Source organism: Lentilactobacillus kosonis, from assembly GCF_003864335.1.
Classification (GTDB): Bacteria; Bacillota; Bacilli; order Lactobacillales; family Lactobacillaceae; genus Lentilactobacillus; species Lentilactobacillus kosonis.
Window position 1 is genome coordinate 356,362 of the sequence record NZ_BEXA01000001.1, and the last position, 16,654, is coordinate 373,015.

At 38.9% G+C, this 16,654-nt stretch carries 11 protein-coding genes and 4 pseudogenes; 7 read left to right on the forward strand and 8 right to left on the reverse strand.

Annotated elements, in window-relative coordinates; translation table 11 throughout:
- Positions 1 to 106 precede the first annotated feature (106 nt).
- The 5 genes and pseudogenes from NBRC111893_RS01870 (at position 107) to metF (ending at position 6,098) form a co-directional block, all read left to right on the forward strand.
- Positions 107 to 850, forward strand: a complete 744-nt coding sequence (locus NBRC111893_RS01870) for an ABC transporter ATP-binding protein (RefSeq protein WP_125007776.1) — start codon at positions 107 to 109, stop codon at positions 848 to 850.
- Positions 828 to 2,005: pseudogene (locus tag NBRC111893_RS01875) on the forward strand (ABC transporter permease). Before NBRC111893_RS01870 ends, NBRC111893_RS01875 begins: the two are co-directional and overlap by 23 nt.
- Before the next feature lie 430 nt (positions 2,006 to 2,435).
- Positions 2,436 to 2,927 carry an S-ribosylhomocysteine lyase gene (locus tag NBRC111893_RS01880; protein ID WP_125007917.1) on the forward strand — a complete coding sequence of 164 codons (492 nt, stop codon included), beginning with the start codon at positions 2,436 to 2,438 and terminating at the stop codon, positions 2,925 to 2,927.
- 31 nt (positions 2,928 to 2,958) lie between these two features.
- A pseudogene (gene metE / locus NBRC111893_RS01885) lies at positions 2,959 to 5,242 on the forward strand (5-methyltetrahydropteroyltriglutamate--homocysteine S-methyltransferase).
- Positions 5,220 to 6,098: a methylenetetrahydrofolate reductase [NAD(P)H] gene (gene metF / locus NBRC111893_RS01890; RefSeq protein ID WP_125007777.1), complete on the forward strand. Its 879-nt coding sequence runs from the start codon at positions 5,220 to 5,222 to the stop codon at positions 6,096 to 6,098. Before metE ends, metF begins: the two are co-directional and overlap by 23 nt.
- A 33-nt stretch (positions 6,099 to 6,131) precedes the next feature.
- Here the strand turns inward: metF and NBRC111893_RS01895 are convergent, their stop codons facing one another.
- Together NBRC111893_RS01895 and NBRC111893_RS01900 are read right to left on the reverse strand one after the other, a co-directional pair.
- Positions 6,132 to 6,452: an AzlD domain-containing protein gene (locus NBRC111893_RS01895; protein WP_125007778.1), complete on the reverse strand. Its 321-nt coding sequence runs from the start codon at positions 6,450 to 6,452 to the stop codon at positions 6,132 to 6,134.
- Complete coding sequence (locus tag NBRC111893_RS01900; RefSeq protein WP_125007779.1) at positions 6,449 to 7,150, reverse strand: AzlC family ABC transporter permease; 702 nt, start codon at positions 7,148 to 7,150, stop codon at positions 6,449 to 6,451. The genes NBRC111893_RS01895 and NBRC111893_RS01900 overlap by 4 nt, the downstream gene beginning before the upstream one ends.
- Before the next feature lie 188 nt (positions 7,151 to 7,338).
- On the opposite strand from NBRC111893_RS01900, the gene NBRC111893_RS01905 reads away from it, so the two are divergent.
- Complete coding sequence (locus NBRC111893_RS01905; RefSeq protein ID WP_125007780.1) at positions 7,339 to 7,740, forward strand: Spx/MgsR family RNA polymerase-binding regulatory protein; 402 nt, start codon at positions 7,339 to 7,341, stop codon at positions 7,738 to 7,740.
- A 112-nt stretch (positions 7,741 to 7,852) separates the two neighbouring features.
- Positions 7,853 to 9,627: pseudogene (locus NBRC111893_RS01910) on the forward strand (heavy metal translocating P-type ATPase).
- Positions 9,628 to 9,671: 44 nt separating this feature from the next.
- Here the strand turns inward: NBRC111893_RS01910 and NBRC111893_RS12045 are convergent.
- The 6 genes and pseudogenes from NBRC111893_RS12045 to NBRC111893_RS01945 form a co-directional block, all read right to left on the reverse strand.
- Positions 9,672 to 9,890, reverse strand: coding sequence for a VOC family protein (locus NBRC111893_RS12045; protein WP_125007918.1), 219 nt, complete (start codon positions 9,888 to 9,890; stop codon positions 9,672 to 9,674).
- 220 nt (positions 9,891 to 10,110) lie between these two features.
- Entirely contained in the window at positions 10,111 to 11,211 is a 1,101-nt protein-coding gene (locus NBRC111893_RS01925) for a M57 family metalloprotease (protein WP_125007782.1), read from the reverse strand.
- An 82-nt stretch (positions 11,212 to 11,293) separates the two neighbouring features.
- Entirely contained in the window at positions 11,294 to 12,280 is a 987-nt protein-coding gene (locus tag NBRC111893_RS01930) for a D-2-hydroxyacid dehydrogenase (RefSeq protein ID WP_125007783.1), read from the reverse strand.
- 13 nt (positions 12,281 to 12,293) lie between these two features.
- Positions 12,294 to 13,465: pseudogene (locus NBRC111893_RS01935) on the reverse strand (aminotransferase class I/II-fold pyridoxal phosphate-dependent enzyme).
- Between the two features lie 238 nt (positions 13,466 to 13,703).
- Positions 13,704 to 14,627, reverse strand: coding sequence for an L-lactate dehydrogenase (locus NBRC111893_RS01940; protein ID WP_125007784.1), 924 nt, complete (start codon positions 14,625 to 14,627; stop codon positions 13,704 to 13,706).
- Positions 14,628 to 14,728: 101 nt separating this feature from the next.
- The gene (locus NBRC111893_RS01945) at positions 14,729 to 16,378 is read right to left on the reverse strand and encodes a peptide ABC transporter substrate-binding protein (RefSeq protein WP_125007785.1); all 1,650 of its coding nucleotides are present in this window, start codon (positions 16,376 to 16,378) and stop codon (positions 14,729 to 14,731) included.
- Positions 16,379 to 16,654 lie beyond the last annotated feature (276 nt).

Consider the following 16,654-nt stretch of genomic DNA (forward strand, 5'->3'; position numbering starts at 1 on the left):
ATGAAATAATATGTGAAAGCCTTTTCAACATAAATTGAAAAAATTTTTCATCGTACGTTATACTTAAGTAAAATCATAATCTAATCTCAAAAAAGGAATGAATAATATGAATGAAGGCATCGTTGTCACTGATATTGACAAATCATTTAATGATAAGCTCGTCCTGGAATCAATTAATTTAACTGCCAAACATCACCAAATATTAGGATTACTCGGTCCCTCGGGATCCGGTAAAACCACTCTTGTTAAGATGATTATGGGAATGACTAACCCCGATAATGGCACTATCACCGTTCTTGGTAACCAAATGCCAAATCGAAAAGTTCTCCAATCTATTGGTTTTATGGCTCAAGAAGATGCATTATATGACAGCCTTTCAGCTCGTGAAAACTTGCGCTTTTTTGCAGAATTATTCCAAATTAACTCACAGAAAGTTGAAAACCGGATTAATTATGTTGCTAGTATCGTTAATCTGGTTCCTGATTTAAATAAGCTTGTCAGTAACTTTTCGGGTGGCATGAAGCGGCGATTATCACTAGCAATCAGTCTAATTGCTGACCCTGAAATCTTGATTCTTGATGAACCTACTGTTGGCATTGATCCAGAGCTGCGCCAACAAATTTGGAAAGAACTTCATAAATACCGCGACGAAGGTAAAGCCATTGTTATCACTACCCATGTAATGGAAGATGCTGCACAGTGTGATCAACTAGTAATGATTCGTGATGGTCGAATTATTAGTTCTGGAACCCCAATAGAGATGGAAAGAACATACCACGTTAATAATTTAGAAGAAGTATTTTTAGCAGCGGGGAGGAACAATTCTAATGAGAATTCTATCAATCACTAAGCGCATCATTAAGGAAATGCGGCGAGACAAACGAACCCTGGCTTTAATGTTTATTGCCCCACTATTCTTATTAACCTTAATGTTTTTCTTGTTTCAACAAAATTCCGACGTAATCGCAACTATTGGCACCCATAATGTTCCAACTGCCATCACTAAACAAATTAAAAATAAACATATTAAAATTTAAAAAAATAAATAATGATCGATCTGCAAAAGCTAATATCCGTAAGCAAAATCTTGATGGTTATATTTATAAAAATGGCCAGCAACTAAAAGTTATCTATCAAAATGCAGGTCAAACCCAAGCTGGTATCATTAAACAATCAGTTAATACAGCTTTAATCAAACTAAAAATCAAGGCCCTAGTAACGGGTAACCACCAGGCAAAAATTGCTATTAAACAGTTACAAGTCCAACTTCGGCAAATTGCCAGTCAGCTACCCGCCAAACTAAAAACCAATACGTTAAAATCACAAACCGCAAACCAATCCCAACCGTTGGATGCGCAACAGTTAACGCTGAAAGAAGGCTATCTATACGGTAATGGCCAAACTAATTTCTTCTCCACGATGTTCCCAATTTTCGTTGGTTTTGTAGTATTCTTCTTTGTCTTTTTAATCTCTGGGATTTCACTACTTCGAGAACGCAGCACCCACACCTTGGACCGCTTATTGGCCACCCCCATTAAACGAAGTGAAGTCATCGGCGGTTATATTGCCGGTTATGGATTATTTGCAATTGTTCAAACTCTAATTGTAGTCCTATTTTGCGTTTATATATTACGAGTTCAAATCTTGGGTAGCATATGGCTAGTTCTATTAACCTGCTTCTTATTAGCGCTGGTTGCCTTATCAATTGGGCTATTCGTCTCGACCTTCGCTGCTTCAGAATTTCAAATGATGCAGTTCATCCCGATTCTAGTAATTCCCCAAATCTTCTTCTCAGGAATCATTCCAGTTGCTAATATGGCCGGATGGCTTCAAACGATTGCTCACATCATGCCACTCTATTATGGAGCTAATGCATTAACTGATATTATTCAAAAATCTGCATCCCTTGAAACTATCTTACCATCCCTAATAATTCTAATCGTTTTCTTTTGTTTTGTTTACTTTCTTAAATATTCTAGGCATGCATCGCTATCGTAAGGTCTGATAATTAAATGCAGCGGCTATTGATATAACAAGATTTAAACTAATAAAAATTTTCTTGCAAAAATTCCTTGACAATAGATTGGAAGATGATTAGTATTATCATTAAATTTTAATGATTCTTTATTTAAGGCTCTGACGAGAAGAGTAACCACTATGTGACTTGCAAAGAGAACCCGGCTGATGTGAAAGGGTGAGGTTAACGGTGGTGAACATGAACTCGAAATAGCCATTTCACAGTTAACGCTGTGGAATCGGGAGCAACCGTTACATTGCCGGAGTATCAACAGGTACTTTTTGAGGTAGTGACTGTGAAGTCATTACAATCAAGGGTGGTAACGCGAAAGCACTCGCCCCTTCATCAGAAATGGTGTGGGGGTGAGTGCTTTTTTATTTATCAATCATTAAAACTAAACTCGCTAATCACATTAACAATCAAAGGAGATTTTTATTATGGCAAAGTTGAAAGTTTTACATTGGATCACACAAAGGTTAAAGCTCCATACGTTCGGTTAATCACTGAGGAACACGGGGAACAGGGCGACGTTATTTCAAATTATGATTTGAGATTAGTTCAACCAAATGAGAACGCCATTCCAACTGCTGGCTTACATACAATTGAACATTTACTTGCCGGTTTACTTCGTGATCGGATGACTGGGGTTATCGACTGTTCACCATTTGGTTGTCGAACTGGATTCCATTTAATCACTTGGGGTGAACATTCAACTACTGAAGTTGCTAAGGCCCTAAAGAGCTCGCTTGAAGAAATTGCTAACGTTACTAAGTGGGAAGATGTGCCAGGAACTGATATTACCAGCTGCGGTAACTACCGTGATCATTCCCTATTTTCAGCCAAAGAATGGAGCAAGAAAATCCTCAATGAAGGCATTTCTGATGAACCATTCGAACGTAATGAAATTTAATTAATTTACCCACTTATAGGAGGAACTATTTATGACAACTACCATCATTGGATTTCCTAGAATTGGTCACCATCGTGAATTAAAATTTGCGACTGAACACTACTGGAAAAATAAAATTTCTCAAGCAGAATTATTCGAGGCTGCTAAAAATATCCGCCAAGCTCACTGGCAAGCTCAAATCGATGCCGGAGTTGACTTAATTCCCGTTGGTGACTTCTCGTTTTTTGATAGTTTACTTGATACTGCCAACTTATTAAATATCGTGCCTGAAAGATATAAAAAGTTAAACCTGTCACCACTTGATGAATATTTCGCTCAAACTCGAGGCCGTCAAGATGAATCAGGTTCAGTTAAGGCTTTATCAATGAAGAAATGGTTCAACACAAATTATCATTACATTGTGCCAGAATTATCTAAGACTACTCAAATCAAACTAGTTGGAACCCAATTATTTGATCAGGTTACTGAGGCCCAAGCGCTAAACGTCCCTGTCAAAGCAGTCATTACTGGTCCCTATACCCTCTTAGCACTAAGTCGCTTTATCGATGGTGCAACTCCTAAAGAATTTATCACTGACTTAATCAGCGCATATCAAGATATATTAACTAAGTTAGCTGATCAACACGTCACATGGGTACAAATCGATGAACCAGCACTTTGTTTAGACGTTAATGCTAGCGACAAACGAATCTTTGATGAATTATACGATGGTATTTTAACTGACAAGCCAGCCATTAAAGTGCTCCTCCAGACTTACTTTGGGGATATCCGAGATATTTACAACGACGTGATCAGCAAAGCATTCGATGGCATCGGTCTTGATTTAATTGAAGGCTCATACAACCGCAAGTTACTATCAGAATCAGGTTTCCCAGCCGACAAGACTTTATTCGCGGGCATCTTAAATGGGAAAAATATCTGGCGCAATAATTATGCCCACACCATCAAAGAGCTAGAACAATTAGATATCGATTCAAACATCGTCTTAAGTACTTCTTGCTCATTACTTCATGTTCCGTATTCCGCTGAAGATGAAACTAACCTTCCAAGTGATGTTCAACAACACTTAGCCTTTGCGATTCAAAAATTAGATGAAATCACTGATCTTGATAAGATTTATACGCACCAAGCTGAAGGCGATACCATCTTAAATAAGAACACTGAATTGTTCGGCTCAGTTAAACACCCCATTAACGAAGCGGTCCGTAACCAAGTAACATCATTGAACCATGATGACTACGTTAGACTACCCATTCGAAGTGAACGGGAACAGATTCAAAGGATGAATTCAGATTACCAATTTTACCAACTACGACCATTGGTTCATTCCCACAAACCAAGGATGTGCGCCAAAATCGGTCTAAGTTCCGAAAGGGCGAAATCAGCCGTGAAGAATACAATCAATTCAATAACGATAAAATTAAACGCATTATTGAATTCCAAGAAAAATCGGCTTAGATGTCTTAGTTCATGGTGAATACGAACGTAACGACATGGTAGAATACTTTGGTGAAAAACTTGATGGCTTTGTCTTCACCCAAAACGGTTGGGTTCAATCATATGGTTCTCGGGGAGTTAAGCCACCCATCATCTGGGGGGATATTTCTCGAACTGCTCCAATTACCGTAAAGGACACTGTCTTCGCGAATAATTTAACTGATAAGTTAGTCAAAGGAATGCTCACTGGCCCTGTAACTATTTTCAACTGGTCATTCCCCCGTGAAGATATCTCGCCTAAAGAATCGGTCACTCAGATTGCTTTAGCTCTTCAAGAAGAAGTTCTCGACCTTGAGAAAAATGACATTAAGATCATTCAAATTGATGAACCAGCCTTACGAGAAAACTTACCATTGAGAAAATCAAACTGGTTCTCAGATTATCTTGATTGGGCAGTCCCTGCATTCCGATTAGTTCACAGTAAGGTTGCCGCAACCACTCAAATTCATACTCATATGTGCTACAGCGAATTTGGTGACATTATTGAAGCCATCGACGCCTTAGACGCTGATGTGATTTCATTTGAAGCATCTCGTGCCGACTTCACATTAATCGATGAATTAGTTGACGCCAATTTCCAAACTGAAGTTGGTCCTGGAGTATACGATATCCACTCTCCTAGAATTCCATCAGTGCAAGAAATTACTGACCTAATTAACCAGTTGATCACCAAGTTACCGCTCGATAAAATTTGGATTAACCCTGACTGTGGTTTAAAGACCCGCTCAGAAACCGAATCTTTTGAAAGTCTTGAAAACATTGTTGACGCAACCAAAAAGGTTAGGAGCGAAATTCATGAACCTAACGGAGTTATCTAAACAAAAAACGGTATTTTCTCTGGAAGTTTTTCCACCCAAAAAATCGACTCCTGATTCAGCAATTTTGGATACTATCTCAAAATTTAAAACCGTTGATCCTGATTTCATATCCGTAACTTTAGGGGCCGGAGGGACTAATCCCCTTGATGGCAACATTGAAGTCGCAGATATTATTCAAAATCAGTTGGGCATCGATGCAGTGGCTCATGTTCCCGGACTTTACCAATCAAAGTCTGATGTGTTGAATCTTCTAGATAAATTAAATGAAATTAACGTTCATAACATTTTGGCCTTACGAGGGGATCGAATCACCGACCGCGAACCAGTTGGCGATTTCAATCACGCAAATGAGCTGGTTGAATTTATTAAGGCTAACCGCCCAGAATTCAATATTCTTGGGGCCTGCTATCCAAATTGTCATAGTGACGCAACCAGTTTTATTGATGATATCGCTAACCTTAAGTTAAAGGTCGACAGTGGCGCTGATCACCTAATTACTCAGTTATTCTTTGACGATGATGCGTTCTATGATTTTTATGAAAAGGCCCGGATTGCTGGAATCAACGTGCCAATCGAGGCAGGCATCATGCCTTGTACAAACAAACGACAAATTGAACGGATCACTTCTATTACTGGAGTCCCTGTTCCTAAAAAATTCCAAGCAATTCTTGATCGCTACGCTGACAACAAAGAAGCCATGCGCGACGCCGGAATCGCCTTTGCGGTTGATCAAATTATCGATTTAGTGTCTCGCGGAGTTGACGGGATTCATTTATACACAATGAACCAAGCCGATACTGCGGCCAGAATCTACAACGAAACCAAATCAGTTTTTAAAGCAACGGAAGTCCATTAAAAAAGCTCGTGGAATTTATGCCCACGAGTTTTTTTACATCAGTAATCTAACACACGCCATCGAAATTACCCCAACGATCACCACAACCATTAAACTTTTTGAGATTACCCCACTAATAATGGTGGGAACTGAAGCAATCAAGTTTTCCACATTAACTCCTGGCCAGCCGCCTTGATGATAAACAAGTAGACTTTCCATAAAAATTGCTGATAAAATTGCAACTGGCACAAAGCTTAAGAAACTCATGACTCCTTTAGATATTTTCACGTTTTTAACAATTCCGAATGGAACCACTCGAAGTAACCAAGTTACAATTCCACTAACAATAATCGTTCCGTATACATAACCATTCATTTCCTTTCCACCACCATTCCAAAGAAACATCCCAGAATCGTGGCCACTAGAATCGCACTATTCCCAGGCATAAATCGCATCAAAATAAAGAGACAAATCATCACAAACCCCGCCACTTCTAAGTGCACAACTATCGGTTTACTATGATCAGAAATCATCTGTAAGTATAGTAACCCAATAAACATTGCCACAACTGCAAAATCTAACCCTAAAACTTTCGGATCAGATACTGCACTACCTAATAATGCACCAATCGCGGTTGCGAAAGCCCATACCAAGTAAGCGATAATATTAGCTGTATTTAGCCAAGAACTATTCAATTTTCGGTCTGTATAGTTTAACTTATTCATTGAGAGCGCAAATGTTTCATCGGTCAAGAGACTTCCAAGGCCAATGCATTTCAGCATACTTTCACTGCGGAGATACGGAGCAACCGTCATACTCATCAAGCTCATGCGGGCATTGATTAGCAATACAGAAATGGCAACGGTGATAATCGGGGCCTCTGCAGTCATCATTGAAACGATTAAGAATTGAGCCGATCCGGCATAGACAACCAATGACATTATGAAAACTGTCAAAATTGATAGGTTAGCCGCTTTTGCGACTACTCCAAACGCTAATCCAACTCCTATGTAGCCCACTAAAGTTGGCCCAACATCTTTAAAGCCTGCTTTAGCAGTAAGTTCTTGATTCACTTATTATCACTCCCATTAAATTAAAAAAGTTTTAATAGTTATTATACTATGATAATCGTATGGCTCAAATAACCACTTATCTAATTCCAGTTTGCAAACTTGATAATCAGGGCCCAGATGTTAAGCTTAATAGTATAGAGGGGTAGCTGTTTAGACCGCATGTCAATCACAGGACGGAGGTTTTTATCATGATTACCCTATATGTATCTTCCAGTAATGCATCTAGTCGCAAAGCTAGAGAATGGTTAGAAGATCACAATATTGAATTTCAGATCAGGAATATGATTAAAGAACCACTCACGCAGAACGAAATTAAACAGCTTTTCTCTCTATCCGAAAATGGTAGCGAAGATCTTGTGTCAACTCGCGCTAAAAAATACAGTGAAATTAAGTCAACAATTAATGACTTTACCCTTTCGCAGTTAATTGATATCTTGGTCAAACACCAAGAATTGATCAAAAGGCCAATCATCACTAATGGTTACATGATGCAGGTTGGTTTTAGCGAAGAAGACATTCGAGCATTCCTGCCCCGCAGTGTACGAAAACAGAATTTAGAATTGTTAACCAAGAAAATGCTAAGCAGTTAAAAAAGACCCTTTAAAGGGTCTTTTTTATATTTAGAATTAGCTTCTCTACTTTATAATTGTTACAATCTAGGTAAGAAGTCGCCTATTAAAATTAGGAGGGTTATCAATGAAAATTAAAAATTATACTAGCCTAATTTGCGTTATAATCGTTGCCATTATTGCATCTACTTTAGAGTTTTTATTTGGTCAGCCCATAATTTCCCAAATCATTATTACCATTGCTGGCTCAATTATTGCTTTGATCATGTTTATTGACATGGTTAAAACCCTACATTCTGGAAAATTTGGGATTGATTTATTAGCAATTACCGCAGTGATTGCAACGCTGGCTGTTTCAGAGTACTGGGCCGCATTAATCGTTCTATTAATGTTAACCGGTGGTGATGCATTGGAGGACTATGCCGCAAATAAGGCTAACTCAGAACTACAAACCCTACTCGATAACTCTCCACAAACCGCACATTTAATCAATGAAAATGCAATTACCGAAATTAAGATTGACCAGGTTAAGATTAACAATCGCCTCCTAGTCAAACCCGGCGAGGTAGTTCCCGTTGACGGCATAATCACTGGCGAAGCAACTGTCGACGAATCGTCGCTGACCGGTGAATCATTACCAATAAATAAACACTCCGGTGATCCAATTATGTCCGGTACTTTAAATCAAGATTCATCTTTTAAAATGGTTGCCGGCAAAACCGCCAAAGATAGTCAATATCAAAACATCATCAAACTTGTTCGGCAAGCTGAGGAACACCCAGCTCACTTCGTCAGAATGGCCGACAGGTATGCCGTTCCCTTTACTATAATCGCTTATATTATTGCCGGAATTGCATGGTACCTCTCCAAAGACCCCGTTAGATTCGCAGAAGTGCTAGTTGTCGCCTCACCTTGTCCGCTAATCTTGGCTGCCCCGATTGCTTTAGTATCTGGTATGAGTCTTTCATCAAGAAATGGCATTATTGTCAAGAGTGGAACAACCTTAGAGCAATTATCATCCGCAAAATCGGTTGCATTTGATAAAACCGGAACCATTACTAACGGCCAGTTAATGGTCGCGGAAACCTATGCCATTCCTGAGTATACTAAAGAACAGGTTCTAAATTTGGCTGCTAGTGCTGAACAACAATCCAGCCATATACTAGCTCGTTCATTAGTCCAGACAGCCACAAGCATCTCTCCCGCCGAAAATGTAACTGAAGTCACCGCTCAGGGAATCCAAGCTACCATCAATGGTGACCTAATCAAAGCGGGTAAATCATCTTTTATTAGTAACCATACTTTCCAACCATCGATCGGACCGCCGTATACGTCTCGATCAATGATAAGTATATTGGCTACGTGGCTTTCGAAGATAATCTTAGACCAGAAGCGAAATCTGTCATGAATGGCCTTCACAAACTTGGAATTCATAACTTATTAATGATTTCTGGAGATAAGCTTGCCATTGCTAATCAAATCGCTAGTAAAGTCGGGATTGATCAAGTTTATGCTGAAAAATTACCCGAGGAAAAGATTCAAGTTCTCCAACAATTGAGCCTTGATGAACGCCCTGTTGTCATGGTCGGAGATGGTGTCAATGATGCACCTTCCTTAGCTACCGCTGATGTTGGCATTGCCATGGGAGTTCACGGAGCAACCGCCGCGTCTGAATCAGCAGACGCGGTCATTTTAAAGGATGATCTATCACTAGTGGAAACCGCTAGAAAAATCGCTGAGCATACGATGCAGGTTGCTAAGCATGCGGTTTTAATTGGTATCGCCATCTGTACCATCCTAATGCTAATTGCCAGTACGGGTGCTATTCCGGCTATTATTGGCGCTCTTTTCCAAGAAGTTATCGATACTGTTACAATTCTATGGGCTTTGCGCGCAAGAAACTATTAAATAAAAAAATGGTCACTCCAGTAATGAAGCGGCCATTTTTTGCATTATTTTTCTAATCTTAATTGCCAACTAATGCCAAATTTATCCGTTAAATTAGCAAATAGTGATGTAAAAAAAGAATCCTGCAATGGTAGGTGAACCTTACCACCTATAGACAGTCGGTCATAAACACTTCTAAGTTCAGCCTCGTCTTTAGTATCAAATAATAACGCAAAATTATTGCCTTGACGAAGGTTACTACCTTTGCAACATCCGCCATCAATATTTTCATATCACCAACCTTGATTGATGAACGAATAACCCGATCAGCATCCTCAGGATTACCACCAAAGTCTGATGCATCCTTATAAGTTGTGACTTGTTTGTCCTCATCAGCAACACCGAACACATCAGCATAGAAATCAATTGCTTCTTTACAGTCACCATCAAAATACAAATATACACTTAAAGACATTTTAACGACTTCTCCATTCAAATAAATTATTACCAGTAACCGAGGTTCTTAGCTAACTTGGCCCGATCGATATCCCGACTTGTAAAACTTCCGCCGCTTTCAGCACCATCAAGGCCATTACTTGAAGCTTCAACTGGTGTCCGCCAATCATATTTGGCAATTGCACTCCCCTCACTACTACTTGCAAACATTAAATCACTTTGATATCCTGTGTGATCTAATCCTAGGGTATGGCCTAATTCATGGGTAATTACCCCAGCCCAATAACTGGTGGGGTTAACTAACGTTGATAATTGGGAATCCATGTATGCATTGGGGTAACGAGAATTTAAGAAACGAGTAGCTTCAATATAAACCGCCTCACCATTATACATACCATCCCAATCCGCATCATCATTAGCCGCCAAATTAACAGTTAGCGTATGGTTATTTTTGGTTCCCATTGTGAACACCGTTTCGTTCAACTCACTGTTCCATTTGCTAATTGCTTGTTGCACATATGGCTTCAGCCGACTATCAGTAACGTATATCCTAGCAATATCGTTTTTAAACATTGATGATGGTGATGTGCGAATAACATTATAAGCCTTATTTAGAGTATTCTGATAAGCACTATATTCTTGAGAACTTAAATTCAAAATTGCACTAGAAGGATCCAAATCAGGTGCATTATTAATTAATTGATTAAGCGTACCTCCTGAAATAATTGGTGTTGTTTCAGGAGTTGGCTTATTATTAGCCGGTGTCTTATCAGAAGTTACCTTTTTGATTTGGACTAAATAGCCACGCCAAATGTATCCTTTGACCTTTTTGGACTTATTTTGAACGAAGTAATAAACTGCTCGCTTACCATTGTTCTTTTTAACAACTACTTGGCGACTAGTATAAAATACTGTCTTTGGATAATTTTTAGCGTTATGTACTTTTTTAGTTAATGCTGACGTCAAATAAATATAACCCTTAGTAGCCCGATATTTTCTGGTACTAAATTTCTGGGTCTTTACCACTTTAGCAGCCGTAGTTTTTGCTTCTGCAGATTGAGATTGGTTGTCAAAATCCGTAGTGAACGCTGCACCGAAAACAAAAATAATAGTGGCTATTCCGAGCAACTGCTGCTTAAATTTGACCATAAAAACCACCCCTTAAATATTGTTATTTAATCCAATATAACATATTTAGAGGTGGCTATATGAGTTATGAGCACGATTAAAATTAACTAACGATGTGTGTGCTACCATCACCATTTAAAATACTAATCGTATCGTTCAACGCGATTTCAACCATGTTTTTTACTGCAACATCAGTATAAAAGCCAATGTGTGGGCTAACGTTCACGTTAGGCATATCCAATAATTTTTGCAGGTTTGCGTTTGAAATTTTACCATCTAAGTCTTTGCCCACTGTGGCACTTTCGCCTTCATAGGTATCGATCGCTGCGCCAGCAATCTCATGCTTTTCTAAAGCAGCAACTAAGTCTTCAGTTTTTACAACTGGTCCCCTTGATGCATTGATAAAGAAGGCACTAGGCTTCATTTGTTTAAAGACTGATTCATCAATCATATGATGAGTTTCAGCCGTCAGTGGTGTATGCATGGTAACAATATCTGCGGTTTTGAACACTGTATCATGGTCAACATATGTGAGCGTATCATTTAACTCAGGTCGCTTAATTGGATCAGCAGCAATTACGGTTGCACCAAGAGCTCTGAAAATTCTAGCCACAGCACTACCAATTTTACCAGCCCCAATAATTCCAACCGTCATATCATGAATCTCACCTGATTCGATGCCATCCCAACTAAAGTTACTATCATATTCTCGCGCAGTCACAATTCCCATATGACGAACTAACCACATTGTGTGCGCTAAGACCAACTCACTAACTGAACGGGGCGAATATGCCGGTACATTGGTAACGACCAGATTATTTTTCCGAGCAGCATCTAAATCGGCAATTTCGTAGCCGGTAATTCGCAAACCGACTTGCTTAATCCCAAATGAATGCAGTTGTTCATAAACCTTTTCTGATCCGAGTGACCCATGCTGCTGAGTAATAATTCCATCATACCCATTCGCAAGGGAAACCGTCTCATCGTTAAGCGGAACGTGATTCATTGCGATTTCAACATTATGATTTGCTTGGTAATTTTTAATATCCTGTTCTTCATCTGACCTAACGTTGTACATCAAAATTTTCATTTTGGATATCTCCTTACTTAACTAACGCATATGCTTTAATTCGGTTAACTGCTTCACGCAAATCAGCCTCACTAGCTGCGTAACTGATTCGGACGTATCCCTCACCACCAGGTCCAAATGTTGCTCCCGGAATGACAGCAACCTTAGCATTTTCTGCTAATTCATAACAAAAATCGACACTATTTTGATTCATACTAGCTGGAATCTTAGCGAAGATATAGAAAGCTCCCTTTGGGTTAGGACAGTCGAATCCCGCTTCAGTCAGTCCTTTAACCAGAATTTGTTGTCGTTTAGCATATTCTTCTTTCATCGGAAGCGCATCATCCATTCCATTGGTGAAAGCTTCAGTTGCGGCTCTTTGGGCGTTAGTCGTTTCAGAAGTTACAGTAAATTCACTTACTTTACCAACTTCAGCAATGATGTCTGCAGGGCCACAAATGACCCCAATCCGCCAACCAGTCATTGCGTGAGATTTAGATACCCCATTAATAACCAACGTCTGTTCAGGCAAAACGGTTCCCATGGAAACGTGCTTCTTTTCGTAAGTTAATTCACTATAAATTTCATCACTAATCACGAAAATATCATGGCGTTTAAGAACCTCAGCGATTTTTCCAAGTCTTCTCGCTCATATGTAACCCCAGTTGGATTAGTTGGGTAGTTTAAAATCACTGCTTTAACTGTATCCTGATTTTCTTCGATGGTTTTAGCTAATTTTTCTGGTGAGAGGATAAAGCCATTATCAGAAGTATCTATGAAAATCGGTTTAGCGCCGTTTAACTGAGTAATCGGAATATAAAATGGGAAAATCGGAGTTGGAATGATTACTGAATCACCTGGATTTAGCATGGCAGTTAACGCTGAGTAAATTGAACCGGTGGCCCCGGCGGTGATCAAAACTTCAGCTTCCGCATTGTAATTCAAATCGTACTTTTGGTGCATGTAGTTTGCCGCAGCCTCCCGAAGTTCAATGATTCCGTGGGAATTGGTGTAGTGACTATCGTTGTCATTAATGGCGTCAATCGCTGCCTGTTTAATGTGATTTGGCGTATTGAAGTCTGGTTCTCCAAGAGTTAACTTAATGATGCCTTCGATTCCTGAAATTTGCTTATTGAATTCCAAAATTGACGATGGCTTCAGTTGTGTTACCTTTTTATTCATTCTTGCTACTAATTCTTTACTCATCTTAATTTCTCCCTTCAAAAAAGCCCTAGCAATCTTAATCGACTGCTAGGGCTTGTGATAAATTTCTACCAATCCCACGCAGTCATCCTGTGATCTGCGTGGCCGTTAAATTCCATCACGAAATTCTTTTGGCTAACAGATCATTTCTGAAAAACCAAAAGTATAAATAACTATTCAACTGAGTTTGATTGTGTTTGTTCATAGTTCAAAACTCCTTAGAATAAATTAATTACCATTCCTACTGCATTGATTCGGCAAACTTAGTTTTAATGAAATCAGCCGAAGTTTGTAACTTCGCCAATTCTTCATCAGTTAACTTAAGTTGTAATTGCTCCACAATCCCGTTGCGGCCAACAATTGCCGGATATGATAAATACGTATCCAGTTCCTTACGATAATTAGAAACTGGTAATTCTTCATGGGCATCATTCAAAACAACGTTAGCTAATCGAACCGCGGCAGTTGCCACGCCATAATTAGTATATCCTTTGCCTCGGAAAACTACATAGCCACCGATACGAGCATCGTGATCAATCTCATCTAGATTTAAACCACGTTCAGTAGCAATCTCGGTTACTGGTCGACCCAAAGCTCGAACCGTGGACCAAGCTGTAAATTGTGAATTCCCATGTTCCCCTAAGTTATAACCAGTAACTGAACGCGGATCAATATCTAATCCCTTAGCCACTGCTCGCTTCATTCTCGCTGAATCGAGTAAAGTTCCAGTACCAATTACTTGGTTTTTAGGTAATCCCGTCACTTCTTGGTAAATTGATGTAATGACATCCACCGGATTAGTAATCGCAACAATCACCCCATGGAATCCAGATTCTTTAATCTTTTGAGCAACATCCTTTACTTGAACACTCGTAAAAGGTAGTTCTGCGAATCGGTCATCACCAGCGTTATCCTGAAGCTTGATTTGACCGACTGCAGAAATAATAATATCTGCATCAGCTAACGCTGAATAATCGTTAACCGTAATATTGGTATGAGTAGGTAGATTAGCCATAGCATCTTCAAAATCAATCGCATCGGCTTGAACCTTTTTCTCATTTGTATCAATTAGGACTAAATCATCTGCTGATCCTGATGAAACTATGTAATGGGCAACCGTTGAACCGACGTTACCCATTCCAATTACTCCAATTTTCCTTGTCATTAAATCACCTCAAAGTCGTAAACTACTAACAGTTTATTACTTGAGCAAAGTGTTTTCAACAGTAAATTTTAATTTTTCTAATTTTATTTTTAATTATCAACTTATTTTAAATATGCATATTTATAATTCCACTGTGTTCCAGCGGTATTATGAATGATTCCGTGAATCGTTGGCTTTTGCAAATAAGCGGTAACTTGTTGATAAAGTGGGGTTAACCCTTGATCTTTATTTAGTGCCCGACTGGCATTAACTAAGTCTTGCCAGCGCTTCTCTGACGAATTTGCATCTTGATTATTGGCTTTGGCAATTAATTTATTGTAAGTAGGATTGTTATACTTTCCATAGTTATAAGAAGTTCCAGCAACCGGAATTTGAAGATGGGAAATTGGGTCATTAAAATCAGCTCCCCATCCTGATAAACTAATGTCGAAGTCACCTTTCTGGGTTTGTGAAGTGGCAGAATTTCCAGGAATGGCGCGAATATTTAGTGTTAATCCTGGTAATTCTTTTTGTAGTTGCGCCTTTAAGTATTGCGTTACAATACTTGATTCTGGATCATCGTTGGAAGCCAGTAGTTCAAAATTAACTTTTTTCATTTCTAGTTGTTTCAAGGCTTTTTGCCAATACTGTTTAGCCAATGCCGGTTTATAATCCACCGTATTCTTAACCACCTGCTCCTTAGCAAAATCTGTCCCAGTCTTAGGATCAGTAGCAACTTTTTCAGGAACTAAGCCAGTTGGTGTTGAGGAACCATCACCCAGAACCTTCTTAGTCAACTGATCACGATTAATGGCTAAAGAAATAGCTAACCGAGCGTTTCGATTGTTGATAACCTTACGTTTGGTTGTATTCTCATCAGCAAAGTTATACTTCAAAAATGTATTGTATGAATATGGATATTGTCGATATTCCTTATTATTCTTAAAGTTTTTAACCTGTTCAGTTGAAAGTGGGGTTAAATCAAGCTTGCCTTGTTGATAAAGATCAATTCCCGTTGATGGATTTTGGACCACCGTATAGTTGATTCGGTGCAATTTGACCTGCTTTTTATCCCAATATTGGTTGTTCTTTACAAAGGACCATTTATTACCAGTTCCAGTCCAATCAACCATTTTAAAAGGTCCTGAATATAACATGTATTGGGACTTAGTGGCGTATTTGTTGCCAACTTTATTAATGAAATTTTCGTTTTGAGGGGCGAATAGTGGATACGCCATTAACACTTTAAAGTATGAAACTGGTTTTTCTAGTTCAACCACGACCGTATGTTTACCGTTTGCGTGAATTCCTAACGTGTCAGCGCTGGCTTTGCCATTGCTGATTGAGGTTGCATTTTTAATACTATCAAATAAGTATGCATATTCCGATTTAGTTTTAGGATTGATTGTTCTGCGCCATGAATAAACAAAGTCTTGAGCAGTAATTGGATCTCCGTTGCTCCATTTAGCAGCTCTAAGATGGAAGGTCCATGTCTTGCCATCCCTTGATACTGAATATTTATCAGCTAATCCGGGAGTTGCTTTACCATTTTTACCTAATCTGAAGAAACTTTCAAACACATTTCCTGTTTGCCCATAACCAGTTGATTTAGAGATATCAATCGTATCTAAGGGTGCAGCGGCACTTAAGTTTAACGTTTGGTCAGCCACATTCTTGGTATCTGACGTTGGTTTGCGATTTGCGATGGCATAAACACCAATTCCCACGACCACAACTGCAATTACTGTACCCAATAATCCTTTTTTATTCATCAATAATTCCTCCGATTTATATTATTTAACGCTTATTTCTATGCATCGGACTACACATATAATCAACCATCCCTTCAAATTTAAAATTAAGCAGAAAAAAAGTGCCTAGTATCAGATACACTGATACTAGGCACTTCTAATTATAATTAGTTAGACTAGCCCATAAAAAAGCCAGTCAAAAAAATCCTAATTAAAACTTCAGAAAAACCACAATCAGCGCGCACTAATACTAAACACATTGAACAACACATAACGTTAGTAACAGTTTTGCACATT

Excerpts from the sequence above, each read along its gene's own strand:
- NBRC111893_RS01895 (WP_125007778.1), bottom strand. The coding sequence starts at position 6,452 with ATGAATGGTTATGTATACGGAACGATTATTGTTAGTGGAATTGTAACT.
- NBRC111893_RS01870 (WP_125007776.1), top strand. The coding sequence starts at position 107 with ATGAATGAAGGCATCGTTGTCACTGATATTGACAAATCATTTAATGAT.
- NBRC111893_RS01925 (WP_125007782.1), bottom strand. The coding sequence starts at position 11,211 with ATGGTCAAATTTAAGCAGCAGTTGCTCGGAATAGCCACTATTATTTTT.
- NBRC111893_RS01905 (WP_125007780.1), top strand. The coding sequence starts at position 7,339 with ATGATTACCCTATATGTATCTTCCAGTAATGCATCTAGTCGCAAAGCT.
- NBRC111893_RS01945 (WP_125007785.1), bottom strand. The coding sequence starts at position 16,378 with ATGAATAAAAAAGGATTATTGGGTACAGTAATTGCAGTTGTGGTCGTG.
- metF (WP_125007777.1), top strand. The coding sequence starts at position 5,220 with ATGAACCTAACGGAGTTATCTAAACAAAAAACGGTATTTTCTCTGGAA.
- NBRC111893_RS01940 (WP_125007784.1), bottom strand. The coding sequence starts at position 14,627 with ATGACAAGGAAAATTGGAGTAATTGGAATGGGTAACGTCGGTTCAACG.
- NBRC111893_RS01930 (WP_125007783.1), bottom strand. The coding sequence starts at position 12,280 with ATGAAAATTTTGATGTACAACGTTAGGTCAGATGAAGAACAGGATATT.